This window comes from Chitinophaga sp., assembly GCF_039596135.1.
Lineage (GTDB): Bacteria > Bacteroidota > Bacteroidia > Chitinophagales > Chitinophagaceae > Chitinophaga.
Genome location: NZ_JBCNKH010000094.1, coordinates 1 through 24,070, shown reverse-complemented (window position 1 = coordinate 24,070; position 24,070 = coordinate 1). Strand labels below are relative to the sequence as shown.

General features: G+C 44.6%; 23 protein-coding genes. 13 read left to right on the top strand and 10 right to left on the bottom strand.

Translation table 11 applies throughout. The annotated features are described in order from the left end of the window. Positions 1-128: 128 nt before the first annotated feature. The gene (locus ABDW16_RS28850; protein WP_343674671.1) at positions 129-1,457 is read left to right on the top strand and encodes a Gfo/Idh/MocA family oxidoreductase; all 1,329 of its coding nucleotides are present in this window, start codon (positions 129-131) and stop codon (positions 1,455-1,457) included. Between the two features lie 35 nt (positions 1,458-1,492). Next, the gene (locus ABDW16_RS28845; protein ID WP_343674670.1) at positions 1,493-3,625 is read left to right on the top strand and encodes a S9 family peptidase; all 2,133 of its coding nucleotides are present in this window, start codon (positions 1,493-1,495) and stop codon (positions 3,623-3,625) included. Positions 3,626-3,723: 98 nt separating this feature from the next. Here ABDW16_RS28845 and murI read toward each other — a convergent pair whose 3' ends face one another. Both murI and ABDW16_RS28835 read right to left on the bottom strand, forming a co-directional pair. After that, the gene (gene murI / locus ABDW16_RS28840; protein WP_343674669.1) at positions 3,724-4,551 is read right to left on the bottom strand and encodes a glutamate racemase; all 828 of its coding nucleotides are present in this window, start codon (positions 4,549-4,551) and stop codon (positions 3,724-3,726) included. A 4-nt stretch (positions 4,552-4,555) separates the two neighbouring features. Continuing rightward, positions 4,556-5,209, bottom strand: coding sequence for a carbonic anhydrase (locus tag ABDW16_RS28835; protein WP_343674667.1), 654 nt, complete (start codon positions 5,207-5,209; stop codon positions 4,556-4,558). Between the two features lie 189 nt (positions 5,210-5,398). Here ABDW16_RS28835 and ABDW16_RS28830 point away from each other — a divergent pair, with 189 nt between their 5' ends. Then, entirely contained in the window at positions 5,399-7,042 is a 1,644-nt protein-coding gene (locus ABDW16_RS28830; RefSeq protein WP_343674665.1) for an ATP-binding cassette domain-containing protein, read from the top strand. An 84-nt stretch (positions 7,043-7,126) separates the two neighbouring features. On the opposite strand, the gene ABDW16_RS28825 is transcribed toward ABDW16_RS28830, so the two are convergent. Together ABDW16_RS28825 and ABDW16_RS28820 are read right to left on the bottom strand one after the other, a co-directional pair. Then, positions 7,127-7,576, bottom strand: a complete 450-nt coding sequence (locus ABDW16_RS28825; RefSeq protein WP_343674664.1) for a response regulator — start codon at positions 7,574-7,576, stop codon at positions 7,127-7,129. Positions 7,577-7,930: 354 nt separating this feature from the next. Next, positions 7,931-8,893, bottom strand: a complete 963-nt coding sequence (locus ABDW16_RS28820) for a hypothetical protein (RefSeq protein WP_343674662.1) — start codon at positions 8,891-8,893, stop codon at positions 7,931-7,933. A 199-nt stretch (positions 8,894-9,092) separates the two neighbouring features. On the opposite strand from ABDW16_RS28820, the gene ABDW16_RS28815 reads away from it, so the two are divergent. Continuing rightward, on the top strand, positions 9,093-9,731 hold the full coding sequence (locus ABDW16_RS28815) for a ribonuclease H-like domain-containing protein (RefSeq protein WP_343674661.1): 639 nt from the start codon (positions 9,093-9,095) through the stop codon (positions 9,729-9,731). A gap of 8 nt (positions 9,732-9,739) precedes the next feature. Further along, entirely contained in the window at positions 9,740-10,735 is a 996-nt protein-coding gene (holA, locus tag ABDW16_RS28810; RefSeq protein ID WP_343674659.1) for a DNA polymerase III subunit delta, read from the top strand. A gap of 85 nt (positions 10,736-10,820) precedes the next feature. On the opposite strand, the gene ABDW16_RS28805 is transcribed toward holA, so the two are convergent. Beyond that, on the bottom strand, positions 10,821-11,753 hold the full coding sequence (locus tag ABDW16_RS28805; RefSeq protein ID WP_343674658.1) for a bifunctional riboflavin kinase/FAD synthetase: 933 nt from the start codon (positions 11,751-11,753) through the stop codon (positions 10,821-10,823). 180 nt (positions 11,754-11,933) lie between these two features. Between ABDW16_RS28805 and ABDW16_RS28800 the strand changes: the two genes are divergently transcribed. Continuing rightward, positions 11,934-13,112: an AIR synthase related protein gene (locus ABDW16_RS28800; protein ID WP_343674657.1), complete on the top strand. Its 1,179-nt coding sequence runs from the start codon at positions 11,934-11,936 to the stop codon at positions 13,110-13,112. A 36-nt stretch (positions 13,113-13,148) separates the two neighbouring features. On the opposite strand, the gene ABDW16_RS28795 is transcribed toward ABDW16_RS28800, so the two are convergent. Genes ABDW16_RS28795 through ABDW16_RS28785 form a run of 3 tightly spaced genes read right to left on the bottom strand, consistent with a single transcriptional unit; the run spans position 13,149 to position 15,125 of the window. Beyond that, positions 13,149-13,550, bottom strand: a complete 402-nt coding sequence (locus ABDW16_RS28795; protein ID WP_343674656.1) for an energy transducer TonB — start codon at positions 13,548-13,550, stop codon at positions 13,149-13,151. 28 nt (positions 13,551-13,578) lie between these two features. Continuing rightward, positions 13,579-14,754, bottom strand: a complete 1,176-nt coding sequence (locus ABDW16_RS28790) for a M56 family metallopeptidase (RefSeq protein WP_343674655.1) — start codon at positions 14,752-14,754, stop codon at positions 13,579-13,581. After that, complete coding sequence (locus ABDW16_RS28785) at positions 14,751-15,125, bottom strand: BlaI/MecI/CopY family transcriptional regulator (RefSeq protein WP_343674653.1); 375 nt, start codon at positions 15,123-15,125, stop codon at positions 14,751-14,753. The genes ABDW16_RS28790 and ABDW16_RS28785 overlap by 4 nt, the downstream gene beginning before the upstream one ends. Before the next feature lie 95 nt (positions 15,126-15,220). On the opposite strand from ABDW16_RS28785, the gene ABDW16_RS28780 reads away from it, so the two are divergent. The 4 genes from ABDW16_RS28780 to ABDW16_RS28765 all read left to right on the top strand — a co-directional run bounded on the left by ABDW16_RS28780 (position 15,221) and on the right by ABDW16_RS28765 (position 19,765). Further along, on the top strand, positions 15,221-15,916 hold the full coding sequence (locus ABDW16_RS28780) for an ATP-binding cassette domain-containing protein (RefSeq protein ID WP_343674651.1): 696 nt from the start codon (positions 15,221-15,223) through the stop codon (positions 15,914-15,916). Positions 15,917-16,081: 165 nt separating this feature from the next. Beyond that, positions 16,082-16,354 carry a 30S ribosomal protein S15 gene (rpsO, locus tag ABDW16_RS28775; protein WP_072361215.1) on the top strand — a complete coding sequence of 91 codons (273 nt, stop codon included), beginning with the start codon at positions 16,082-16,084 and terminating at the stop codon, positions 16,352-16,354. Positions 16,355-16,440: 86 nt separating this feature from the next. Further along, complete coding sequence (locus ABDW16_RS28770; protein WP_343674645.1) at positions 16,441-18,819, top strand: polyribonucleotide nucleotidyltransferase; 2,379 nt, start codon at positions 16,441-16,443, stop codon at positions 18,817-18,819. 130 nt (positions 18,820-18,949) lie between these two features. After that, positions 18,950-19,765 carry an NIPSNAP family protein gene (locus tag ABDW16_RS28765; protein WP_343674644.1) on the top strand — a complete coding sequence of 272 codons (816 nt, stop codon included), beginning with the start codon at positions 18,950-18,952 and terminating at the stop codon, positions 19,763-19,765. A gap of 60 nt (positions 19,766-19,825) precedes the next feature. Here the strand turns inward: ABDW16_RS28765 and ABDW16_RS28760 are convergent, their stop codons facing one another. Continuing rightward, positions 19,826-20,398 carry a hypothetical protein gene (locus ABDW16_RS28760; RefSeq protein WP_343674642.1) on the bottom strand — a complete coding sequence of 191 codons (573 nt, stop codon included), beginning with the start codon at positions 20,396-20,398 and terminating at the stop codon, positions 19,826-19,828. 169 nt (positions 20,399-20,567) lie between these two features. Here ABDW16_RS28760 and prmA point away from each other — a divergent pair, with 169 nt between their 5' ends. The 3 genes from prmA (at position 20,568) to ABDW16_RS28745 (ending at position 23,133) form a co-directional block, all read left to right on the top strand. After that, positions 20,568-21,389: a 50S ribosomal protein L11 methyltransferase gene (prmA, locus tag ABDW16_RS28755; protein WP_343674641.1), complete on the top strand. Its 822-nt coding sequence runs from the start codon at positions 20,568-20,570 to the stop codon at positions 21,387-21,389. Between the two features lie 135 nt (positions 21,390-21,524). Beyond that, complete coding sequence (plsY, locus tag ABDW16_RS28750) at positions 21,525-22,163, top strand: glycerol-3-phosphate 1-O-acyltransferase PlsY (RefSeq protein ID WP_343674640.1); 639 nt, start codon at positions 21,525-21,527, stop codon at positions 22,161-22,163. A gap of 163 nt (positions 22,164-22,326) precedes the next feature. Continuing rightward, positions 22,327-23,133 carry a M48 family metallopeptidase gene (locus ABDW16_RS28745; protein ID WP_343674639.1) on the top strand — a complete coding sequence of 269 codons (807 nt, stop codon included), beginning with the start codon at positions 22,327-22,329 and terminating at the stop codon, positions 23,131-23,133. Between the two features lie 44 nt (positions 23,134-23,177). On the opposite strand, the gene ABDW16_RS28740 is transcribed toward ABDW16_RS28745, so the two are convergent. Beyond that, positions 23,178-24,070, bottom strand: an 893-nt coding sequence (locus ABDW16_RS28740; RefSeq protein WP_343674637.1) for a LysR substrate-binding domain-containing protein, incomplete at its 5' end; no start/stop codon positions are given.

Below are 24,070 nucleotides of genomic sequence, written 5' to 3'. Positions count from 1 at the left end.
TGAAATATGAAGGATGTACCGGGTCTTCCGGTACATCTTTTTTTTGCCCTGGCCCCGTTCCTCCATTTTTCCTTCGTTTTTTGCAGTCATAATTTGTAATTTCCTGTAATACCCAAAAAATTTCCGTTATGACTCAATCCCGAAGAAAATTCCTGCGCAACATTGGCGGCACTGCTGCTCTTCTTGGCCCACTTTCCTCTTTAGCTAAAATCGCCCCCAGTGATAAGATACGGATAGGCTGTGTTGGTATGGGGATCATGGGATTCTCTGATGTACGTGATTCCCTGACCCTGCCTGGTATAGAGCTGGCTGGCGTGGCAGACCTTTATACCGGCCATCTCACAAAAGTAAAAGAGGTATATGGTAAAGACGTTTTTACCACCCGTGACTACCGGGAATTGTTGGAAAGAAAAGACATCGATGCGATCATCGTCGCTACGCCTGACTTCTGGCATGATACCGTTTCCATCGCTGCTATGGAAAAAGGGAAAGCTGTATACTGTGAAAAACCCATGGTACAGCAGATCTCCGAAGGGCACCAGGTGATTGCCACACAGGCGAAAACCAAAGCCGTATTCCAGGTAGGTAGTCAGCGTGTAAGTAGTGTAGGTCTTGCCGAAGCCAGAAAACGCTACCTGGCAGGCGATATCGGCGAACTGGTAATGGTCGAGGCACACATGGACCGCCATGATGCCCTTGGCGCCTGGCAGTATTCTATTCCGCCTGATGCTTCACCAGCTACAGTTGATTTTGATACTTACCTGAAAGACACAGCCAGGATTCCTTTTGACCCTGTTCGCTTTTTCCGCTGGCGCAATTACAAAGCTTATGGTACGGGAATTCCCGGAGACCTTTTTGTACACCTCATTTCAGGGTTACATTTCATGACTGGGGTAGCTGGCCCTACCCGTGTATATGCCACCGGCAACCTGAAGCAATGGAATGATGGCCGCGATGTGCCTGACGTAGTAATGGCGCTGATGGACTATCCAGGTTTCCAGGTGAACCTGCGGGTGAACTTTGCAGATGGCGGCGGTGGTGGTGAGTTCACAAGACTGGTAGGTACAGAAGGCGTGCTGGAATTGGGCTGGGATAGCTTTAAAATCAGGAAACATAAACTCTCTGCTGCACCAGGATATGGTGGCTGGGATACGTATAATACCTGGCCCAAAGCCACGCAGGAGGCTTATGTAAAGGAGTACAATGAGAAGTATACGCCTGAACAGCGGCAGCACCCCGTGCAGGAAGGAGAGAGTGTTTTTACAGCACCTCAGGGTTATGATTCCCACATCGATCACCTGGCTAATTTTTATGAATCTGTTCGTACCGGTAAGAAAGTGGTAGAAGATGCTACCTTTGGCTTGCGGGCCGCAGGACCTGCATTGCTCACGAATGAAAGCTATTTTCAGCAGCGACCTATAAAGTGGGACCCTGTTAAGATGGTGGTGGTGGGTTAATTTTGTACTTTAGTAGTCTCAATTAATTACCACCTATGAGGATAGCCGCTGCTTATTACGTGATCTCAGCTATGGCCCTGTTTGCCTGTAAGGAAAAAAAGAAAGTTATGTCAGCAGAATCAACGACAACAATAGCCGCTCCGGTAGCGGAAAAGAAAGATACAGCGCTTACTATACACGGAGATACCCGAATAGATAGCTATTACTGGATGAATGATCGGAATGATCCAAAGGTGCTTGCTTACCTGAATGCAGAGAATGCCTACCTGGATACCATGATGGCGCCTGCTGCACAGCTGCGTAAGAAGCTGTACGAAGAAATGCGGGGCCGGATCATGGAAACGGATGCCAGTGTGCCCTATCTGAAAGATGGTTATTACTACTATACCCGTTATGTAGAAGGAAAGGAATATCCCATCTATTGCCGCAAAAAAGGTAGCCTGGAAGCAAAGGAAGAAATCACCCTCAATGTCAATGAAATGGCGGCAGGGCATGATTATTACCAGGTAGGTGGTATGGCGGTAAGTCCTGACGGACAGTGGTTAGCTTTCGGTGTAGATACCGTGAGCCGCCGTCAGTACACCATTCATATCAAGAACCTGCAGACCGGTGAAATTCTTCCTGATGCTATTCCGAATACCACCGGCGGTGTAGCGTGGGCCAGTGATAACAAAACTTTTTTCTATACAGGTAAAGATCCTGTGACCCTGCGTGCAGACAGAATAGGCAGGCACATAACAGGTACTGAAACTGCAAAGGATAAGGAGATCTTCCATGAGAAAGATGAGACCTTTAATACGTTTGCTTACAGATGTAAATCAGGGCAGTTCATCTTCATTGCGAGTGAAAGTACATTGTCTTCTGAATACAGAATTCTTGATGCATCCAAACCATTGAGCGATGCGAAAGTATTCTATCCCCGTCAGCACGATATGTTGTACGATATAGATCACCAGGACCAGCATTTTTATATCAGAACAAATTATGAAGCAAAGAACTTCAGACTGATGGAATGTCCGCTGGACAAGACTTCTATCAAAGACTGGAAAGAAGTGATTCCCCATCGTGCAGATGTATTGCTGGAAGGGCAGGAACTGTTTAAAGAGCACATGGTACTGAGTGAGCGTAAGAATGGTCTCACACAGCTGCGTGTGATCAATACACATACACACCAGGAGCATTACCTGCACTTCGATGAACCGGCTTATGTAGCCAGTGTTTCCATCAATCCTGAGTTTGATACGAAGACCCTGCGCTATGTATATACTTCTATGACAACGCCTTCTTCAACCTATGATTATGACATGGATGCGAAGACGAATGAGCTGAAGAAGAGACAGGAAGTATTGGGTGGTTATGATCCGAAAAATTATGTAACAGAGCGTGTGTATGCAACCGCCAGGGATGGTGTAAAAGTCCCCATTTCAATTGTGTATAAAAAAGGGTTTGAGAAGGATGGCAAGCGACCGCTGTTGCTGTATGGGTATGGCTCTTATGGTCATAGCATAGATCCGGGTTTTAGTGCTAACAGGCTGAGTTTATTAGACAGGGGATTTGCTTATGCAATAGCACATATACGTGGGGGAGAAGAGATGGGCAGACAGTGGTATGAAGATGGGAAGTTGTTTAAGAAGAAGAATACTTTTTATGACTTCATTGATTGTGCGGAGTTCCTGGTGGCACAGAAGTATACGGATAGTGCACATTTATATGCAATGGGCGGTAGTGCGGGTGGATTGCTGATAGGGGCTGTAGTGAATATGCGTCCTAAGTTATGGAAGGGTGTAATAGCAGCGGTGCCTTTTGTAGATGTGGTAACGACGATGCTGGATGAAAGTATTCCGTTGACGACGGGTGAGTTTGACGAGTGGGGAAATCCAAAGGATAAAGCGTATTACGACTACATGAAGTCTTATTCTCCATATGATAATGTGGTAGCGCAGGATTATCCGAATATGCTGGTGCTGACAGGGCTGCATGATTCACAGGTGCAGTATTGGGAGCCGGCTAAGTGGGTGGCGAAGTTGAGGGAGTTGAAGACGGATAAGCATTTGTTATTGTTTAAGACGGATATGGAAGCGGGGCATGGTGGAGCTTCGGGAAGGTTTAAGCCTTTGGAAGAAGTGGCTTTGCAGTATGCGTTTTTGTTGGGATTGGAAGGAAAGTAACTTTTTAATTGCTGGTAATAAAATTCTACCAAAAAAAAACGCTTTTGCCGTAGGCAAAAGCGTTTTTTTTTGGAGGTGGCTATATGGCCTGCGGCCGGCTATTTTTTGTGTTCAAGAAATTCGGTTTTTACCGTTTCTCCAAAGAAGATATTCGTAAGCTTTTCAAAAATAACCGGATCATCTGTTGTAAAGAATTTGCGACTACCATTTTTACTCAATCTCGTCTCCATTTCCGGATGCCGTTCCAGGTAATCTTTCAGGCTATGCGCCACAATCTTACCCTGAGATAAAAGGGTGATCCCTGCGGGCAGGAACTGTCTTATCTTTTTAGTAAGTATCGGATAGTGCGTACAAGCCAATACGAGCGTATCAATATCAGGTGCATCAGTGAGTATCTGATCCAGGTATTTCTTTACAAAATAATCAGCGCCCTCGCTATCAGCTTCTCCATTTTCAATCAAAGGCACCCACATCGGACAAGCCAGCTGATGCACTTTCACATGTGGGAAAAACTTTTTGATCTCAATCGGATACGATTCCGAGCTCACCGTACCCTTTGTAGCCAGTATTCCTACTTCGCCTGTCTGGGTAAGGGTACCTACCATTTCGGTAGTAGGTCTGATCACCCCCAGGACCCGGCGATCCGGGGCAATGTTCGGCAGGTCTTTTTGCTGGATGGTGCGCAATGCTTTGGCCGAAGCCGTGTTACAGGCCAGCACGACCAAAGGACAGCCCATGTCAAAAAGTTGCTGTACACATTCCAGTGTGTAGGTATGAATGGTTTCAAATCCCCTGTTGCCATAGGGGGCACGGGCGTTGTCGCCCAGGTAAATGTAATCGTATTGCGGGAGGGAGGTGATAATCTCTTTCAGCACCGTCAGTCCTCCATAGCCGGAGTCGAATACACCAATTGGCCCAGTTTTCATTTCATTATTTTTTCATCAATCCTTCGCCAGTCAGGTCATAGATTTCCTGAATTTCGTGCAGGACTTTTTCAAAATCAATCTTCAGGTCTTTGAGTTCTCCGTTGCGCAGGTCATAAACCCAGCCATGTACGGTGGGAAACTGATTTGCGATGTAAGATTGCTGTACGGCAGCGGTTTTGATAACATTCACACATTGCTCCTGTACATTCAGTTCTACCAGCCGGTTGTAACGGTCACGCTCGTCGTCAATGGCATTCAGCTCATCTTTGTGCAGGCGGTATACATCGCGGATATTGCGGAGCCAGGGGTTCAGCAGGCCCAGGTCGGCTGGCTGCATGGCTGCTTTTACACCTCCGCAGTTGTAGTGGCCACATATGATGATGTGTTTTACCTGCAGGTGGCGAACGGCGTAGTTGATAGTAGCCATTACATTCAGGTCGGTATTATTGACCAGGTTGGCTATGTTCCTGTGAACAAATACTTCACCGGCGTCCAGTCCCATGATCTCATTGGTGGGTACCCGGCTATCGCTACAGCCAATGTAGAGATAGTCTGGTCGTTGTTCGTTGGCCAGTTTCTCAAAAAATTCCTTGTCGGTAGCAGTTTTAGCCGCTATCCAACGCTTGTTGTTCTCGAAAATCTCGTCGTATTTAGTCATGGCGAAAGTGATTAAATGAAGATCTATGCAGGGGTTAAAATTAAGGTATTAATTGTGTTTCACAAGATTCCAAAATGGTTGGCAAAACCCGGATGTTTGGTGCGACTACCCCAAATTCCGATAATAGTTATAATATATTGAAACCGTATATTTTTTCGTAACTTTGCGCCTTAAATTTCTTTAGCCAGCATGATCAGTGTTAAAAACGTATCGCTTTCTTTTGGAAAAAGAGTGTTGTTTGATGAAGTTAACCTCAACTTTACCAAAGGCAACTGTTATGGTGTAATCGGTGCAAACGGCGCCGGTAAGTCTACTTTCCTGAAGATTCTTTCAGGCGAGATCGACCCTACCAAAGGAACTGTGGAAATCACCCCTGGTGAGCGCATGTCCGTACTGAAACAGAACCACTTTGAGTTTGACGAGGTGACTGTACTGAATACCGTATTGATGGGTAACAAGAAGCTTTGGGAAATAGCGCACGAAAGAGATGCTATTTATGCCAAGGAAGACTTTACCGAAGAGGACGGTATGCGTGCAGGTGAGCTGGAAGCAGAATACGGAGAAATGGGCGGTTATACTGCCGAGAGTGATGCAGGTACCCTGCTGGGCGATCTGGGTGTAAATGCAGATTTGCATGGGGTACTGATGAAAGAACTGAGTGGTAGCCTGAAAGTGCGTGTACTGCTGGCACAGGCACTGTTTGGTAACCCTGACATCCTGCTGCTGGATGAGCCTACCAACCACCTTGATGTGGAAACCATCGGTTGGTTGGAGAACTTCCTCGCTGATTATGAGAACATTGTGATCGTAGTATCCCACGACCGTCACTTCCTGGATGCGGTATGTACCCATGTGGCAGACGTAGACCGTGCCAAGATTCAGATCTTCTCCGGTAACTATACCTTCTGGTACGAATCTTCCCAGTTGATGGCCCGCCAGATTGCCGATAAGAACAAGAAAATGGAAGATAAGCGTAAAGACCTGCTGGACTTCATTGCCCGGTTCAGTGCGAACGCTTCCAAGAGTAAACAGGCTACTTCCCGTAAGAAAGCCCTGGAAAAACTGGTTATCGAAGATATTCAGCCTTCTAACCGTAAGTATCCGGGTATCATTTTCAAGCAACAGCGTGAGGTAGGTAACCAGATTCTAAATGTGGAGAAACTGGAAAAATCTATCGAAGGTAACAAGCTGTTCAGCGATGTTTCCTTTACCGTGAACAAGGGCGATAAGATTGCTTTCCTGTCTAAAGATCACGTAGCGCTGAGTACTTTCTTCGAAATCATCAATGGTGAAGATAAAGCTGATGGTGGTAAATATGAGTGGGGTACAACTGTAACTACTGCTTACCTGCCAAACGACAATGCACAGTTCTTTACTGATACCAATATCAACCTGATGGACTGGCTGCGTCAGTTCGTGCCACCGCATGTAACAGATGTGGATGAGCCGTTCCTGCGTGGTTTCCTGGGCAAGATGCTGTTCAGCGGTGATGAGATCATGAAGAAAACCAGTGTACTGAGTGGTGGTGAAAAAGTTCGTTGTATGACCAGCCGCATGATGCTGCAGGATCCTAACGTAGTGATACTCGATGAGCCTACGAACCACCTGGACCTGGAGAGTATCCAGTCTTTCAACGAAAGTATGATCAACTTCAAGGGTATTGTGCTGTTCACTACACATGACCATACCTTCATGCAATCTGTGGCGAACCGTATCATTGAAATTACGCCTAAGGGCGTGATTGACAGGCTGATGACCTTCGACGAGTACCTGGTGGATGAGAGAGTGAAAGCGATGAGAGAGGAAATGTATGGTAGCGTACAATTAGCTTAATCACAATAGATTATAAAGAGAAACGCCGGCAGAACGCCGGCGTTTTTTTATTGTATTGTCCATTCCATAATCTGGTTTGCAGCCTCAGGCAAGTACATCGGTGATGACTTTCATCTTCATCGGGTCTAAAGGCTTGGTGATGTAGGCCATTAGTTCCGGTGTGCGTTGTACTTTTTGCATATCCCGCATGTCCATAGATGATGAGCACATGATAATGGGAATATGTTGATTGAGGGTTGGTTTAATCATTTTATAGGCTTCGATGAAGTCCCATCCATTCATACGTTGCATGTTCATGTCCAGGATGATTAAGGAAGGCAGGAGGTATTGCGGTTGGTCCTGTAATTGAGCCAGCGCATCTTCTGCGCAGAGAAAGCTGGTGATCTCCAGGTTATCGGCCTGTTGTTCCAACATCTTTTTCAGGATGAAATGGAAGATCTCATCGTCGTCTACAACGTACACCTGCTTCGTGTTTTCCTGCATAGTCGGTTCCTGTATTTTAACACTGTTTGTTGAACTCAATCCCAATAACATACATATAAGATAGGAGGGGGACACATGGTGATGCAAGATTATGCATTCCCCGGTTTTCACATGAAATTGCAACCTTTAGGTATGGGTTTCCATTTATACCACAAAAGCTTGATGCAAAGATGGGGGAATTAATTAGAATATTATATATGTCTTTTTCCAAATAACTAATCATTAACAAAATGATCTTTATGTTAAGTTGGGAAGGAGTGCTATCTTTTAATTTTTCCCGCCCACCCACCCCAGGGGTGGTGGGCGGGAAAAAGAAAAAAAAAGTTTCCTGCCTAAGCGCAATAAAAAAATCCCGGTATCAAAAAGATACCGGGACTCATATAATAATATATTAGAAGAAAACTACTAGAACAATCCGCCTTTCTTCAACGTTACTTTACCCTGACCGATTTTGAAACCATCATGGTAGATTTCAACACTGTAATCACCAGGTTTGAAATCAGAGTTCTGTTTCCAATCTATCACTACGGTCTGTTTCTGACCTAAGGTATAGGCTACAGTTTTCTTTGCAGTATACAATTTTTCTGTACCATCGTCCAGTGTAAATTTGCCGGAACCCAGGGCTTCAACAGCCAGTGGAGCACCATCCGGAGCGGAGATAGCAACATACAGTTGTTTGTCGCCGGTTGGAGCAATTCTGTTCTCATCCAGGTCGAAAGTCACACGCATCATATCAGCGCGTTTAGCCTTTGTCGTTTCTACTTCTTTACCATTCTTTTTCAGCATAATTGGCTGTAAGTGAATGTTGGAGGCATGTAATACGGAACCGAGACTTACTTTTTTGTTCAGGCTATCTTTGATGGTACCAACAGAGTCTCTTTCACGACGTGCCGAGTTACGTTCGTCGGTAAGTACCAGTTTTTCGCCTTCCAGTCTTTCGATAGTTTCCTGATAGGAACTGATATTGCCTTTCAGTTGTTCGATCAGACGACGAGCTTCAGCCAACTGAGCCTGGGTAGCATTTTTGTTAGTCAGAATACCCTGGATTCTGGATTTCATGTCTGCAATTTCCTTATCTTTTGTTTTCACCAGACTATCCATGCGGCTGTTCTGGGAGATGAGGTCATCGAGACGTGCGTTGGCTGCATTATATTCCTGCTGCAGTGCATCCCGTGAAGAAGAAATGGAATCTATCTGGGCACCTTGTTGTGAAATGGTGTCGCTGGTTTTATTTTTGTCGTACAGCATGTAGATCCATGTACCGGCTAATGCTGCTATTAAAATACCATATATCAGTCCATTACGGCTTCTTGGTTTTTCAGATCCGGGAGAACCCGAAGCAGGTTTGTTAAATGTGTTCTCAGTCATAGTCGTTTTTATTTATTTAAGTTTAATTGTTATATGGTTAAAACTAATTATACAAATGTAAGTGTTAAAAGTACTTTAATTATAAAAATTTATAAACTGTTTTTCAACCGTGTTACCGAATATCGCATTAGATCAATTATTATTGTTGGACATAGAGACAACACCTGCTGTCAAGGCTTTTGACTGTCTTCCGGAAAACATGCAATCGCTTTGGCTTGAAAAAATTACAAAAACTGCGCCAGATTCAGCCGAAGGCGAAGACCTGTACGCAGAGCGGGCGGGGATCTATGCTGAATTTGGGAAGATTATCTGTATTTCAGTGGGTTTTTTTACCGTAGAAAATGGTCGTTATCAATTGCGTATCAAATCAATTTATCATGACGATGAAAAGATTTTATTAAGCAGTTTTTTAGAATTGGTAAATAAATTTTATATAAAAAATCCAAAATTCCAGTTTGCAGGTCACAACATCAAAGAATTTGATATTCCTTTTATTTGCAGGCGGTCTGTGATCCATCAGCTATCTTTGCCACCTGCTTTGCAATTGCATAATCTGAAGCCATGGGAAGTACCCATGCTGGATACGATGCAGTTATGGCGGTTTGGCGACTTTAAAAACTATACTTCCCTGAAGTTATTGACGGCCATACTTGGTATACCTACGCCCAAAGATGATATTGATGGAAGCATGGTAGCGAAAGTTTACTATGAAGAAGTAAATGGACTGGAAAGGATTGTTACTTACTGTCAGAAAGATGTGGTAGCGGTAGGCCAGCTCCTGATGCGATTCAAGGGAGTGCCCCTGGTAGAAGAAGGGGATGTCGTATATATTAAATAAATTAGGGAATGGATTATCAGGATATAATAAAAGATTGGAAACAAAAGAAATTCAAGTCGTTATACTGGCTGGAAGGGGATGAAGACTTCTTTATTGACCAGGTGACCAACTATGCGGAGCATCACCTGCTGGATGAATCAGAGAAGGGATTCAATCTCACCATATTATATGGTAAAGAAACGTCCTGGAGTGCGGTGATCAATGCCTGCAGGCGGTATCCCATGTTTGCAGAAAGGCAGGTGGTGGTACTGAAAGAGGCCCAGGCCATGAAGGATATCCTGAAACTGGAAGCGTATATTGATAAGCCATTGGAGTCTACCATTTTCGTGGTGGCCCATAAGCAGGGCAAGATCGACGGGCGCAGTAAGATGGCTAAGCTGATTAAAGACAGAGGGGTACTGCTCAGTACCAAAAAAATGTATGATAATCAGTTGCCGGCATGGATAGATGCTTATGTGAGTGGGTTAGGCAGGGCGATCTCGCAAAAAGCGGGTATTCTGCTGGTAGACCATATTGGTAATGACCTTTCCCGCATGGCAAATGAGATTGATAAATTGCTGGTGAACCTGGCGCCAGAAAAGAAGATTGATGAAAGTGATATTGAGAAGTATGTAGGGATCAGTAAGGAATTCAATGTATTTGAATTACAGAATGCAATTGGCCAGAAGGATATGGGCAAGGTGATGCGCATTGTCCAGTACTTTGCCGCCAATCCGAAGGCTGGGCCTATACAGATGGTATTGCCGGCATTATATAATTTCTTTAGTAAGATGAGTCAGATCTTTGGTGTGAAAGGAGGGGAGAAGGAGATAGCAGCGGCGCTGGGGGTACATCCGTTTTTTGTGAAGGATTATATGGCAGCGGCAAGGCAGTATGGTGTGGAGGGGACGGAGAAGGCAATTCTGCTTTTACATAATTATAATCTGCGCAGTATTGGGATCAATGATAGTGGGGTAGAGGATGGAGAACTGATGAAAGAACTTATCTATAAAATAATGAATTAAGCAAGTCGCATTGTTGTTCAAAGCCTGCCGCAGGTACCGGCCTAAAACTAAAACGCTTTTACCGAAGGTAAAAGCGTTTTAGTTTTTATTCCAGTAAGGCTTTCGCCTGCGCACTATCTTTATCCATCTGCGCTATCAGCGCTTCCACATTATCAAACTTTTGATTTGCCCGTATATAACTTACCATCTCCACCCTAATCACCTGATCGTACAAATCGCCCTTAAAATCAAAGATATGTGCCTCCAGGCGCAAGTCACTCCCATTAAAAGTCGGCCTTGTACCAATACTCATTACCCCATTGAGAGGTTCCTCCTGCGTTTTCACATGTACCCGGATGGCATAAATCCCCTGTGCCGGTATCAATTTTCTGGGATCCGGCAGCTGGATATTGGCCGTCGGATATCCTAATTTCCGGCCCATCTTATCTCCATGCACTACAGTACCTTCCAGAAAATACTGATAACCAAGCAATTCATTCGCCAGATGTACATTTCCTTCCTGCAAACTTTTCCTGATCTTGGTAGAACTCACGGCCAGATCATGCACGATCTGCTGCGGAATCTCTATGAGACTAAACCCATACTGGGTCTGCTCTGCTTCCAGTAGTTCCAGGCCTCCCTCGCGGTTATGCCCGAACCGGTGGTCGTAACCAATAATGATAGTATGTGGTTTGAATCTTTCTATCAGAAAATCTTCCAGGTAAGCCCGGGCCGAAAGCTCGGAGAATTCACGGGTAAAAGGAACGATCACCAGGTGATCTATACCCTGTGCCGACAATAAAGCAATCTTTTCATCTAATGTGGTCAGGAGTCGGACAAGGTTACTGCCCGGTTGCAGCACTTCTCTTGGGTGAGGGTCAAAGGTGACGATCACCGTTTCACCATTGCAGGCGGCGGCAGCCTGTTGCAGTTGTCGAATAATGTGGCGGTGTCCGGTATGAACGCCGTCAAATGTTCCGATGGTAATAACTGCCCGCTTAAAAGCTGGCAATTGGGTGAGGTCCCTGTGTATGAGCATAATACGCCTTCGATATAAATATCTATGCAAATTACAACATTTCGATATAAATGATTGAAAGGGGACGGTGCAATTTGATTATTCCTCTTGCCCCTCCGGCGTTTTTGAAAGTGAATGGTTTGCGCGGGAAGGGGGAATCCGTTACTTTTGCACTTTGATTAATCACATTAAAATTAACCGGTGGATCAGAATATCTACGCCCAGCGCGGTGTTTCAGCTGGAAAAGAAGACGTGCACAATGCGATAAAGCACATTGACAAGGGCCTGTTTCCAAAAGCGTTCTGCAAAATTGTACCCGATATTCTCGGCGGCGAGGCAGATTATTGCAATATCATGCATGCTGATGGCGCGGGTACCAAGTCTTCGCTGGCTTATACTTACTGGAAAGAAACAGGTGATCTTTCTGTTTGGAAAGGTATTGCACAGGATGCTATCATCATGAACATTGATGACCTGCTGTGCGTAGGTGCTACTGAAAATATCCTCCTGTCTTCTACAATTGGCCGTAATAAAGGACTGATACCCGGTGAAGTGATTGCTGCCATTATCAATGGTACGGAAGAGATACTGGAAGAGCTGAGAGGACATGGTATCTCCATTTTCTCTACCGGCGGTGAGACAGCAGATGTAGGTGACCTGGTACGTACTATTATTGTGGATTCTACGGTGACCTGCAGAATGAAGAGGGCCGAAGTGATTTCCAATCATACTATTCAGGCGGGTGATGTGATTGTAGGTCTGGCTTCATATGGGCAGGCTTCTTACGAAACATCTTATAATGGCGGTATGGGCAGCAATGGTCTGACTTCTGCCCGTCATGATGTATTTAATAAAAAAATAGCGGAGAAATATCCGGAGAGTTATGATCCGGGTATTCCTTATGACCTGATTTTCAGCGGTAAAAAGGCATTGACAGATAAGGTAGAAGTGCCGGGTTTTGGTAGTATTGATGCGGGTAAACTGGTATTGTCTCCGACCCGTACGTATGCACCGGTAATTAAGAAAGTGCTGGAAGGGTATCGTGCACAGATTCATGGTCTGGTGCATTGCAGTGGTGGTGCGCAAACGAAGGTGCTGCACTTTGTTGACAATGTACATGTGATTAAGGATAACCTGTTCCCTGTTCCTCCGTTATTTAGTTTGATACAGGAGCAGTCTGGTACAGGATGGAAGGAGATGTACCAGGTGTTTAATATGGGACATAGAATGGAATTGTATGTGCCTGAAGCGATTGCGACGGATATTATTAAGATCAGTGAGAGTTTTAATATAGCCGCGAAGATAGTAGGAAGGGTAGAGGCGGCAGAGAAGAAGCAGGTGACGGTGAGGAGTGAAAAGGGGGAGTTTATTTATCATTAAATAAAAAAGAGGCTGATCACTCAGCCTCTTTTTTATTTAAAACATTGGGTATACTTTCTTCTTCTTTTTAGCATAGTATTCCTTCAGACTGAATACAACTGGAATATTGCATTGCGCAGGTACAGCTTTTCCATTTTCCATCGCAGGTTTCCATTTAGGCATGGACCTGACCAGCCGGATTGCTTCCATTTCCAGGTGTCCACCCAGTTTCGGGCTGATGGTGGAAACATTTTCAATTCCTCCTTCGGCATTAATTGTAAACTGAACGGTGACAGTGCCTTCGATGCCTGATTCCAGGGCTTCATGCGGATATTGGAAGTTCTTTTTGAGATATTTGATTAATCCATTTTCGCCACCGGGAAATTCAGGGGATTGTGCAAGGCTGTGGAAAGAAATTGTGCTCAGGTACAGAAATAATAAGGGTATAATGTGTCGCATAGTGGCGGCAAACTAAAGAAAATATTTATTATAATTCTACCTGGTACCTGATTGGCAAATTAAACATCACACTCACCTTCTTTCCGCCATTTGACCCAGCCACCCATTTCGGCATCTCCGTCACCACCCTGATACTCTCTTCCTCCAACCCATACCCATGCTGCTTCCCCACCGTCTTTACATCATGTATCACGCCATCCGACCCCACTACAAACTGCACAATCACAGTACCCTGCACACCAGCTTTTTGCGCCGCAGCAGGATAATGAATATTTTGCAACAGGTATTTCGCCAGCGCTTCCTCCCCACCCACATAGGCCGGTGGCTGTTCAACAATTGTAAAAACCTCATCCATGGCAGCAGAACTGGTTACTGCCATGGTGGGTCGCTGACTACCCATTATCAGTAATAAAACAATAGCTATAGGAATAATAAAGGTCTTCTTTATAAATGTGTAATTCGTTTTACCTGCAAACAACATGGTAATCCTTCTCTTTACCGGCGATTGTCCAAACGTACTCACCCCTGCAAGAGAAGAAGTTTGCAATGTCATCTGCAACAACACCTTTGCATAATCTGCCTGCATATCTGCCGCTGCTTCCCTGTCTGCAATAAACTCATGCACCATCGCCAGTTCCTTCTTCATTAAATAAAAGAAAGGATTACACCAGCAAGCAGCACAAACCACCTCCATCCACAACTTATCTATAGTATGATGCCCCTGCACATGCGCCAGTTCATGCCGTAACACCGGTTCATCAATTGTATCATTAAAAAAGATCTGATTAAAGAAAGAAAATGGCATTAAAACCCCTGCATGACGAATCATTCTATACCCCGCATCTTCTTTTACTTCTCCCTGCAAAACCAGCAGCCGTAGTTTTCGCCAGTTAAGCATGATACGAAACAACGCCCCGGCAACTACCAATATATATAAAGTATATAATAAGGTCTCCACATCAAAAGATTCCCCCGTATGTGAAACCGGGGCACTGGCATAGGCCCTCACCTCCAGCATCTTCATCACCATCCCCTGTTGCACAAAGGGAAACTGAACCAGTGGCAGCACCAATGCAAGCAATGGCGCCACCAGCAAAAAGATTCTATTCCATGTATGCAGGGTACTATTCTTCAACGCCATTGCATAATATCCATACAATACCCCTGAGCAGATCAATACCTTAATGATATACGGCAACATCATTTCTTTTCAGCTTTTTTGATTTGTTCCAGCAGAGATTCTAACTCTAAGATGCTGAGGTCGTTTTTTTTCACAAAAAAGGACACCATATTTTTAAAAGAACCTGCAAAGTACCCCTTTGCCATCTGCTGCAGCGTATTCTGACTATACTCTTCCTTGGTAATCAATGGAAAATACTGATGCGATTTCCCAAACGCCTTAAAATCTACAAACCCCTTGTCAATCAGGATCTTTACCAGCGTGCTGATCGTATTATAATGCGGTTTCGGCTCAGGAAGTATTTCAATAATGTCTTTTACAAATGCAGGTCCTATCTGCCACAGGGCCTGCATAATTTGCTCTTCTGCTTTGGTCAATGTTTTTATCCCCGACATGTCGCTTAATTTATAATGTAAACTAATAAATTAGTTCTAACAAACTAGCATGGATTTAGCTATTTTTGTCACACTAAACCCATTTTCAAAAGTACATGAGCGCAGAACAACCGATTATACAGTTATCAAACGTCAATATTTACCAGGGTAATTCCCTGATCTTGTCAGATGTAAATATTACGGTGAACAGGGGTGAATTTGTATACCTGATAGGAAAGACCGGAACAGGGAAGTCCAGTCTGCTGAAAACCCTGTACGGGGACCTGTCCCTGAAAGAGGGAGCCGGGCAGGTAGTAGGGTTTGACCTGAAAAAGATGGACTGGAAAAAGGTTCCTTACCTGCGTCGTAACCTGGGAGTGGTATTCCAGGATTTCCAGCTGCTGACGGACAGAAATGTGCATGACAACCTGAAATTTGTGTTGCGTGCCATTGGCTGGGAAGACAAAAAGAAAATGGAAGAAAAGATAGATGATGTGCTGGAAAAGGTGGGACTGACCACCAAAGGTTTCAAAATGCCCTATGAACTGAGTGGGGGAGAGCAGCAACGTGTGGATATTGCCCGTGCCATGCTGAATTCACCCAAGCTGATCCTGGCAGATGAGCCTACCGGAAACCTGGATCCTGAGACATCGGACGGGATTATGCAGCTTCTGTTCCGCATTAGCCGGGAAGAAGGAGCGGCAGTAGTAATGGCTACACATGACTACATATTATTACAGAAATTTCCGTCAAGAGTGCTGAGAACCGAGAATGGACGCGTGTCTGACCATGCCACCGTCAATTTTGTATAATAGAAACAGCTTACAATCCGGGTGAAAGAATTCCAGGCCGGGGAGCAATTACTGCTGCACCGGGGGGAATATTTTTCCTTATTATGGTTAATTAATAATTTTATTTTACCTTTGCCCCGGAAAAATAGCGATTAAAACCTTTATCATTTTATTATTTATTACAAGATGTCTTACTTAACTGTTGAAAAGAAAGCCAATATTTTTAAGGAATTTGGTGGAAGCGAGAAAAATACCGGCTCTGTAGAAGCGCAAGTTGCACTCCTGACTGAGCGTATCAACAGCATTTCCAGTCACCTGAAAGAAAACAAAAAGGACTTTTCTACACACCGCGGTTTGATGAAAATGGTAGGTCAGAGAAAGCGTTTACTCTCTTACCTGTCTAAAACAAACCTCACAGGCTACCGCGCACTGATTGAGAAGTTAGGTCTCAGAAAATAACTGAAACTTTTTTATAGCGCTATTCCCAACTTATAAGGTTGGGAATAGTTTTTTTTTAGGTATACCATTTTAATCTTCACTTTTTTATGAATCTGACACCTAAATCAGTTAATTTCGATATAGGAGATGGCCGGATTGTCACCCTCGAGACTGGAAAGTTAGCCCGCCAGGCAGATGGTGCTGTAACGGTTCGTCTGGGAAATAATATTCTCCTGGCTACCGTCGTTGCCAATAAAGAACCCAAACCCGGACAATCTTTCTTCCCCCTAACAGTTGATTACCAGGAAAAATTTGCTTCTGCTGGTCGTATCCCAGGTTCCTTCTTCAAACGCGAAGGAAAATTATCCGACTACGAAGTTTTAATATCACGTTTGATCGACCGCGCACTGCGCCCTTTATTCCCTGATGATTATTTCTGCGAAGTACAGGTATTAGTTACCCTGATCTCTTCTGACACTGAAGTAATGCCTGATGCGCTGGCTTGCCTGGCTGCATCTGCTGCACTCGCAGTATCCGATGTACCTATCCAGGAAATTATTTCTGAAGTACGCGTTGCCCGCATTGACGGTCAATTAGTTATAAATCCAAACCGCTCCCAGCTGGAAAAAGCTGATATGGACTTCATCATCGGTGCTACTGCAAAGAACATCATGATGGTGGAAGGTGAAAGCAAGGAGTGCAGTGAGGAAGATATTATTAAAGCAATCGAATTCGCCCATGAAGCGATCCGTACCCAGGTAAAAGCGCAGGAACAACTGCGTGATCTGGCTGGTGTAACCGGTAAACGCGAATATGACAAGCCTTATGAAAATGAGGAACTGAAAGCGAAAATCATTGCGTTTGCAAAAGATAAGATCCTGGCAGTATCCAGGTCTGGCTCTGGCAAACACGAACGTAGCGATGCATTCCATGCAATCGAAGACGAAGTGAAAGAATCTCTCGGCGAACTCTCCGAAGAAGATGCACCACTGGTGGGCAGATATTTCCATGACCTCGAAAAGGAAGTGGTACGTAACATGATCCTGGACGAAAGCGTTCGCCTGGATGGCCGTAGCCTTGACCAGGTTCGCCCGCTGAATATGGAAATTGATATCCTGCCTTCTCCGCACGGTTCTGCCCTGTTTACCCGTGGTGAAACACAGTCTCTGACTACTGTTACCCTCGGTACTCCGGATGACGAGCTGCTGATCGAAAGCGCTGCTACCTCCAAGTATGCTAAATTTATCCTCCATTATAACTTCCCTCCGTTCTCTACAGGTGAAGTAAAGCCAATGCGTGGCCCTGGCCGTCGTGAAGTAGGTCATGGTAACCTGGCTATGCGTTCTCTGAAGCAGATGATGCCGGGTAGTGAGTATGCTTACACTGTACGTGTGGTATCTGATATCCTGGAATCAAACGGTTCTTCTTCTATGGCAACTGTTTGTGCTGGTTCCCTGGCACTGATGGATGCGGGTGTACCTTTGCCTAAACACGTATCCGGTGTGGCAATGGGTCTGATCTCCCGTGCTGCCGATGGCAAATGGGCCGTATTGACAGACATCCTCGGAGATGAAGATCACCTGGGTGATATGGACTTCAAAGTTACTGGTACCCGCGATGGTATCTGTGGTATCCAGATGGATATCAAGGTAGACGGTCTGAGCATGGACGTAATGCGTAAAGCATTGGAACAGGCCCGTAAGGGTCGTCTGCATATCATCGATGCCATGTACGGTTGTATCGAAGCAGCCCGTCCTGAACCAAAACCACATGCTCCACGCATGGAGAAACTGATCATCGACCGCGAATTCATTGGTGCTGTGATAGGACCAGGTGGTAAGGTGATTCAGGAGATCCAGCGCGAAACCGGTACTACCATCAACATCGAAGAAGTTGGTGAAACCGGCGAAGTAAGCATCTTCTCTGCACAGAAAGAAGGTCTGGACAAAGCACTCGCATGGATCAAGGGTATCGTTGCGGTACCAGAGATCGGTGAAGTGTATGAGTCTACTGTAAAATCAGTAATGCCTTACGGTGCTTTCGTAGAATTCCTGCCTGGTAAGCAAGGCTTGCTGCATATTTCTGAAGTTTCCTGGAAACGCCTGGAAAATATGGATGGCGTGCTGACCGAAGGTGAGAAAGTGAAAGTGAAACTGGTAGGTACTGATCCTAAGACCGGCAAATTCAAACTGAGCCGTCGTATACTGATGCCAAAACCAGAAGGTTATGTAGAAAGACCTGAAGGTGAGCGTCCGGAGCGTGGCGACAGAGGTGACCGTGGTGATCGTCGTGATGGCGGTGATCGTGGTGGCAGAGGTGGCGACCGTGGTGGTTTCCGCAATGATCGCGGTGGCGATCGTGGTGGCAACAGAGGCGGTGACCGTGGTGGTTTCCGTGGCGATCGTGATGGCGGTGACCGTAGTCAACGTCCTCAGCAGGAGCCCCCACACTCTATCCAGCCGGATGAGCCAATGTTTGACGAATAGTTTTATATTCTTCTATAAAAAAAAAGGTACCAGGAAACTGGTACCTTTTTTTTATGCTTATCCCTCTCCATTGACCGCTCCTAACATTTATATATCATTATCAGATATTCTATTATAATTTCATTTTATTATGAAGATTCCACAAACATTGAAAAACGCCCGCTATTTCTTAAACGGAAACACTTTTAATGTGCTTTGCCTGTTCTTTTTCCTCCTGCCCGGGATGACTCAGGCACATCCTGTACCACCAAAAAAAGAATTCTATAGTTTGCTGGTATATCATCTGAAAGATAAAGGGCAGGAGGCCAGACTGGACGCATATTGCCGGCAGGCACTGATCCCTGCCCTGCATAAGCAGGGATTGGGTAAAATAGGTGTATTTAAGCCTGTATCAAACGATACTATCCTCTATGTGCTGATACCTTCACCGAACCTGGAAAAGCTCCTGAAATGGCCTGAAAATGCGCTGAAGGACGCTGCATACCTGCAAAATGGGAAGGACTATTTAGAAGCCACCTGGGATCAACCGGTATATAGTAGAATGGAAACGATCGTGCTAGAAGCTTTCCCCGAAATGCCGCAAATGTCTGCACCCAATCTGAAAGGAGCAGACACTGCCAGAATCTATGAACTACGCAGCTATGAGGGGCCTACAGAGCGTTTATACCAGAACAAAGTTGAAATGTTCAATAAGGGCAACGAAGTAGGCATATTTAAGCGCCTGGGCTTTAACGCGGTATTTTATGCCAGTGTGCTGAGTGGCAGCAGAATGCCGAACCTCATGTATATGACCAGTTTTGAAAGCAGGTCAGAAAGAGAGGCGCACTGGAAAGCATTCGGTGCAGATGCCGATTGGAAGAAATTAATAGGGGATCCTTATTATGCACACAATGTATCTCACCAGGATATTATTTTGTGTCATGCCAAACCCTACTCAGAATACTAAAAATGGCGCCCGGTAAGGCGCCATTTCAGCAAGCATGAATATTTATCAGGTACGGGTTAGTTAGCTCTTGGTCAGTTGCTCCAGGTAGAAATTACTTTCCCTGAAGATGATCTTTCCGTTAGGGAGCTTATAGATCTTATACTCTCCTCCGCCAATCCATTCGTAGAAGATATTGTACTGTGGTACACGTATTTTCGTAGCTTTCTCCACTATAGCCAGTCTGCCATCCACCAGCAACTGTGACATCATATCCTCTATATAAGGTAACATGATGCCTTCACCCTGTGTCCAGAACAGCGTGAATTTATCAGTATTGAAATTGTACTCAGTATGGGTTGAATCGTTCAGCCATGCTTTGGCTGCCTTGAAGTGATTCTCTACTTCCTGGTTGGTCAGGTGCGCGAACTGGATGTTACGGAAGCTTTTTGGGTCATAACAATTTTTTTCCAGCAGGGTATCCAGTGTCTTAAAATAGTTCACCAGGTCCACTTTGTTGATCACTATCGTGGTGGTATTGTTCGTATAGGTGATTGAATCCACCATGGTATCATCATGGTACAACTTCACAACGTCCTGTGCCTGGGTCATGAGGGAAAGAAAGAGAGCGGCGATAGCAAGTAAACAGGTCTTCATAGGATACAAATTTTATATTAACTATATTGCAAATATAAAATTAACGTATTATGTGTTATATAGCTGTAAACAGGGATATTTTACCATTAACATTACAATAACATGAAAATGAGGCGTTAACGTGTTACCATCATTCACCGGATTTACTGATTTTATTACATTTGCTATTATGACACATACAGCTATTACCATGACCTGTGCCAATGAAATAAAAGATATTCTTATAGCTGAGTTATCTGAAAAAGGATTTGACGGGTTTGAAGAACAGGGAGCTACACTGGTAGCATATATCCCGGAAGAGAATTTTAATGAGGGAGAAGTAAAAGCCCTCACGGAGACATATGGCGTGACCTATACAAGCGAAACGATAAAGCAGGAAAACTGGAACGCAGTATGGGAAAGTAATTTTCAACCCGTACTGGTCGACGATTTCTGTGGCATCAGGGCTTCTTTCCATGCGCCTTTTGATCCCGCTCCACTCCACGAAATCGTGATCACGCCTAAGATGTCTTTTGGCACCGGCCACCATGCTACCACGGCTTCAATGATAAAGCTGATGCAGGGCATTGAGTTCCGTGGCAAAAAGGTATTTGACTTTGGTACGGGCACCGGTATCCTGGCGATCCTTGCTGCCAGGATGGGGGCTTCCATCATTGATGCCATTGATATAGACACTTGGTCTGTAGAAAACACCAAAGAGAACATTGAGAATAACAACGCCCTCCCGGTAAAAGTATGGCAGGCAGATACCCTCAAGAATATTAGAAATACTTACCATATAGTATTAGCTAATATCAATCGCAATATTTTGCTGGAATTCATGGCCGATATGCGCCGTTTGCTGGAAAGAGACGGCATTTTGTTACTGAGCGGCATTCTCCGGGAGGATGAATCAGTTATATTGGAGGCCGCCAGAAAAAATGGATTAGTATTGGAAACCGTACTAGATAAGGATAATTGGCTGGCAATGAAATTATTAGCCAGAAAATAGGTAATATGTTATAACATCATTATATAATGAGACCCGATAATCCAATGTTCGTGTTAATGTAAATTTTAATATTTTCTTAACTTTAAGGGACTTTAACGGCGAAAAATACTATCTTAGCAAAACCTAACTTATTGTATGACAGAATTATTGTTGCTTTTTTGTGCTTATCTGATCGGGTCCATACCTACCGCGGTATGGGTGAGTAAAGGCGTTTTTGGTATGGACATCCGGGAATATGGCAGCGGCAATGCCGGTGCTACAAATACGTTCCGTGTGCTGGGCCCAAAAGCCGGATCATTTGTGATGCTGGTGGATATGGTTAAAGGAGTAATGGCAGTACGTCTGGCTTACCTGGTAGGTTATTATCAGAACCCTGATCACCTGACACAGCTGGTAAACTTACAGATTGGTCTGGGGCTGGCAGCTGTAGTAGGGCATATTTTCCCTATCTGGGCAGGTTTCCGTGGTGGTAAAGGTATTGCTACCCTGTTTGGATTAGTGCTGGCCATCCAGCCATTAGTAGCTATCTGCTGCGTGGGCGTGTTCCTGCTGATCCTGTTCCTGACCCGGTACGTATCATTGAGCTCTATCATAGCAAGTATAGCGTTCCCGATCCTGATCCTGTTCATTTTCAATGAACCTGAGAAGTTCTATCGCATATTTGCAATCGCTGTCGCACTGATGGTGGTATTGACCCATCAGAAAAATATCTTCCGTTTACTGAATGGCAACGAAAGCAAAGTGCCTTTGTTCAGGCACAGAGACAGGAAATAATCCTGTTCTTTCTGGCATATCTCTTGCACTGAATTACAAATTATTTATCTTTTAATAATATTTGATCATGGTTATTACGACCTTCGTAATAGTCATGATCAAATCCTGTTTTAATACTGTAGCGTTTAAGGGACGCCCCCTTTAAAATTCAAATTTGTAACAGATGCAAAAAAAATTCCTATTTATTGGAGCAAGTGTAGCAATGATGGTGAGCTGTGCGAAAGTACCTATTACTGGTCGCAGACAGTTGAACCTCATTCCGGAGAGTACCATGCAGTCCATGGCATTGACGGAGTATCAGTCGTTTCTTTCATCAAACAAAACAGTTACTACCGCCGGCAATAAAGATGCTGAGATGGTGAAAAGGGTGGGAGCACGTATCAGCGCCGCAGTAACCCAGTACATGACCCAGAATAACATGGGGAATGAAGTAGCAAATTATAAATGGGAATTCAACCTGGTAGATAATAAAGAGGTGAATGCATGGTGTATGCCAGGTGGAAAGGTTGTGGTATATACGGGCCTGCTGCCGGTAACGCAGAACGAGACTTCACTGGCGTGTGTGATGGGGCATGAAATTGCGCATGCGATTGCAAGGCATGGTAATGAACGTATGAGCCAGCAGCTGGTTTCCCAGGGTATTGAAGTCGCTGGTTCTGTAGCGTTGAATAAGAATCCGCAGGCACAGAATATCTTCTTACAGTCTTTTGGTGTAGGAGGAAATTTAGGTTTGCTGGCGTTTTCAAGACAGAATGAGCTGGAAGCAGACCATTTAGGAGTGATCTTTATGGCAATGGCGGGATATAATCCACAGGAAGCAATTCCATTCTGGCAGAGAATGGCGAGTGCAAGTGCCAGTAGTAGTAAGCCAATGGAGTTGATGAGTACACACCCGAGTGATGAGAGGAGGATTGCGCAGTTGCAAAGCCTGATGCCGGAGGCGATGAAGTATTATAAACCTGTAAAATAAAATAAAGTAAAAACGCTTTTGCCTTTGGCAAAAGCGTTTTTACTTTATGCAGTTATTTCCATCACTTTCTTATTCTTCTGCACCTTCATCTTCTCTGGCACATGTGCCAGTATTTCCTTCTTAAACGCGGCAATCAACGCCTGTTTTACAAAGAAACGATGTGTTACTAAGCTGATCTCACGAACCGGTTCCGGAGACTTAAAAAACCGCACCATATTCATCTGCCTTGCAGATAAATCCTGCAATGACAACTCTGGCAGAATCGTATACCCCGCATTCAGATCCACCATCCTTTTCAATGTCTCCACGCTGCCGGTGTTATATTCGAGATTTTTGTATTCCCCCATCGTAAACTTGTCCCTGCAAATATTCAACACCTGGTTCCGCATACAATGCCCCTCATTCAGCAACCACACCTCCCGTACATCAATATCCTCCGGTTTGATAAACTTTTTCTCAAACAGCGGATTCGTTTTCGCAGCATATACCACGAAAGATTCATAAAACAACGGCTGCTCTTCCAGGTTCGGGTTTTCCAGCGGCGTAGCCAGCAACCCACAATCCAGTTGCTCCAGCTTTAACTGCTGCACAATCTGTTCTGTCGGATACTCCCAAATCTCCAGTTTTACCTTTGGATATTTCTTCATAAAACCCGTGAGAATACGCGGCAGCAGGTAAGGCGCCAATGTAGGAATAATGCCTACACGAAGACTGCCCTGTACTTCTTTTTTATGCCCGGATACAATCTCTTTAATCCGGCTGTTTTCTTTCAGTATAACACGCGATTGCTCTACTATTTCCACTCCTATCTCGGTAGGTACTACCGGTAGTTTACTCCTGTCAAATATTTTCACTCCCAACTCGTCTTCCAGCTTCTGAATCTGCATACTCAGCGTAGGCTGCGTAACAAAGCATTTCTCTGCGGCTACGACAAAAC

Excerpts from the sequence above, each read along its gene's own strand:
- murI (WP_343674669.1), bottom strand. The coding sequence starts at position 4,551 with ATGAAAACTGGGCCAATTGGTGTATTCGACTCCGGCTATGGAGGACTG.
- ABDW16_RS28845 (WP_343674670.1), top strand. The coding sequence starts at position 1,493 with ATGAGGATAGCCGCTGCTTATTACGTGATCTCAGCTATGGCCCTGTTT.
- prmA (WP_343674641.1), top strand. The coding sequence starts at position 20,568 with ATGACACATACAGCTATTACCATGACCTGTGCCAATGAAATAAAAGAT.
- ABDW16_RS28835 (WP_343674667.1), bottom strand. The coding sequence starts at position 5,209 with ATGACTAAATACGACGAGATTTTCGAGAACAACAAGCGTTGGATAGCG.
- ABDW16_RS28770 (WP_343674645.1), top strand. The coding sequence starts at position 16,441 with ATGAATCTGACACCTAAATCAGTTAATTTCGATATAGGAGATGGCCGG.
- ABDW16_RS28795 (WP_343674656.1), bottom strand. The coding sequence starts at position 13,550 with ATGCGACACATTATACCCTTATTATTTCTGTACCTGAGCACAATTTCT.
- ABDW16_RS28805 (WP_343674658.1), bottom strand. The coding sequence starts at position 11,753 with ATGCTCATACACAGGGACCTCACCCAATTGCCAGCTTTTAAGCGGGCA.
- ABDW16_RS28785 (WP_343674653.1), bottom strand. The coding sequence starts at position 15,125 with ATGTCGGGGATAAAAACATTGACCAAAGCAGAAGAGCAAATTATGCAG.
- ABDW16_RS28745 (WP_343674639.1), top strand. The coding sequence starts at position 22,327 with ATGCAAAAAAAATTCCTATTTATTGGAGCAAGTGTAGCAATGATGGTG.
- ABDW16_RS28820 (WP_343674662.1), bottom strand. The coding sequence starts at position 8,893 with ATGACTGAGAACACATTTAACAAACCTGCTTCGGGTTCTCCCGGATCT.
- ABDW16_RS28825 (WP_343674664.1), bottom strand. The coding sequence starts at position 7,576 with ATGTTATTGGGATTGAGTTCAACAAACAGTGTTAAAATACAGGAACCG.
- holA (WP_343674659.1), top strand. The coding sequence starts at position 9,740 with ATGGATTATCAGGATATAATAAAAGATTGGAAACAAAAGAAATTCAAG.
- ABDW16_RS28780 (WP_343674651.1), top strand. The coding sequence starts at position 15,221 with ATGAGCGCAGAACAACCGATTATACAGTTATCAAACGTCAATATTTAC.
- ABDW16_RS28815 (WP_343674661.1), top strand. The coding sequence starts at position 9,093 with ATGCAATCGCTTTGGCTTGAAAAAATTACAAAAACTGCGCCAGATTCA.
- rpsO (WP_072361215.1), top strand. The coding sequence starts at position 16,082 with ATGTCTTACTTAACTGTTGAAAAGAAAGCCAATATTTTTAAGGAATTT.
- plsY (WP_343674640.1), top strand. The coding sequence starts at position 21,525 with ATGACAGAATTATTGTTGCTTTTTTGTGCTTATCTGATCGGGTCCATA.
- ABDW16_RS28760 (WP_343674642.1), bottom strand. The coding sequence starts at position 20,398 with ATGAAGACCTGTTTACTTGCTATCGCCGCTCTCTTTCTTTCCCTCATG.
- ABDW16_RS28850 (WP_343674671.1), top strand. The coding sequence starts at position 129 with ATGACTCAATCCCGAAGAAAATTCCTGCGCAACATTGGCGGCACTGCT.
- ABDW16_RS28765 (WP_343674644.1), top strand. The coding sequence starts at position 18,950 with ATGAAGATTCCACAAACATTGAAAAACGCCCGCTATTTCTTAAACGGA.
- ABDW16_RS28790 (WP_343674655.1), bottom strand. The coding sequence starts at position 14,754 with ATGATGTTGCCGTATATCATTAAGGTATTGATCTGCTCAGGGGTATTG.
- ABDW16_RS28830 (WP_343674665.1), top strand. The coding sequence starts at position 5,399 with ATGATCAGTGTTAAAAACGTATCGCTTTCTTTTGGAAAAAGAGTGTTG.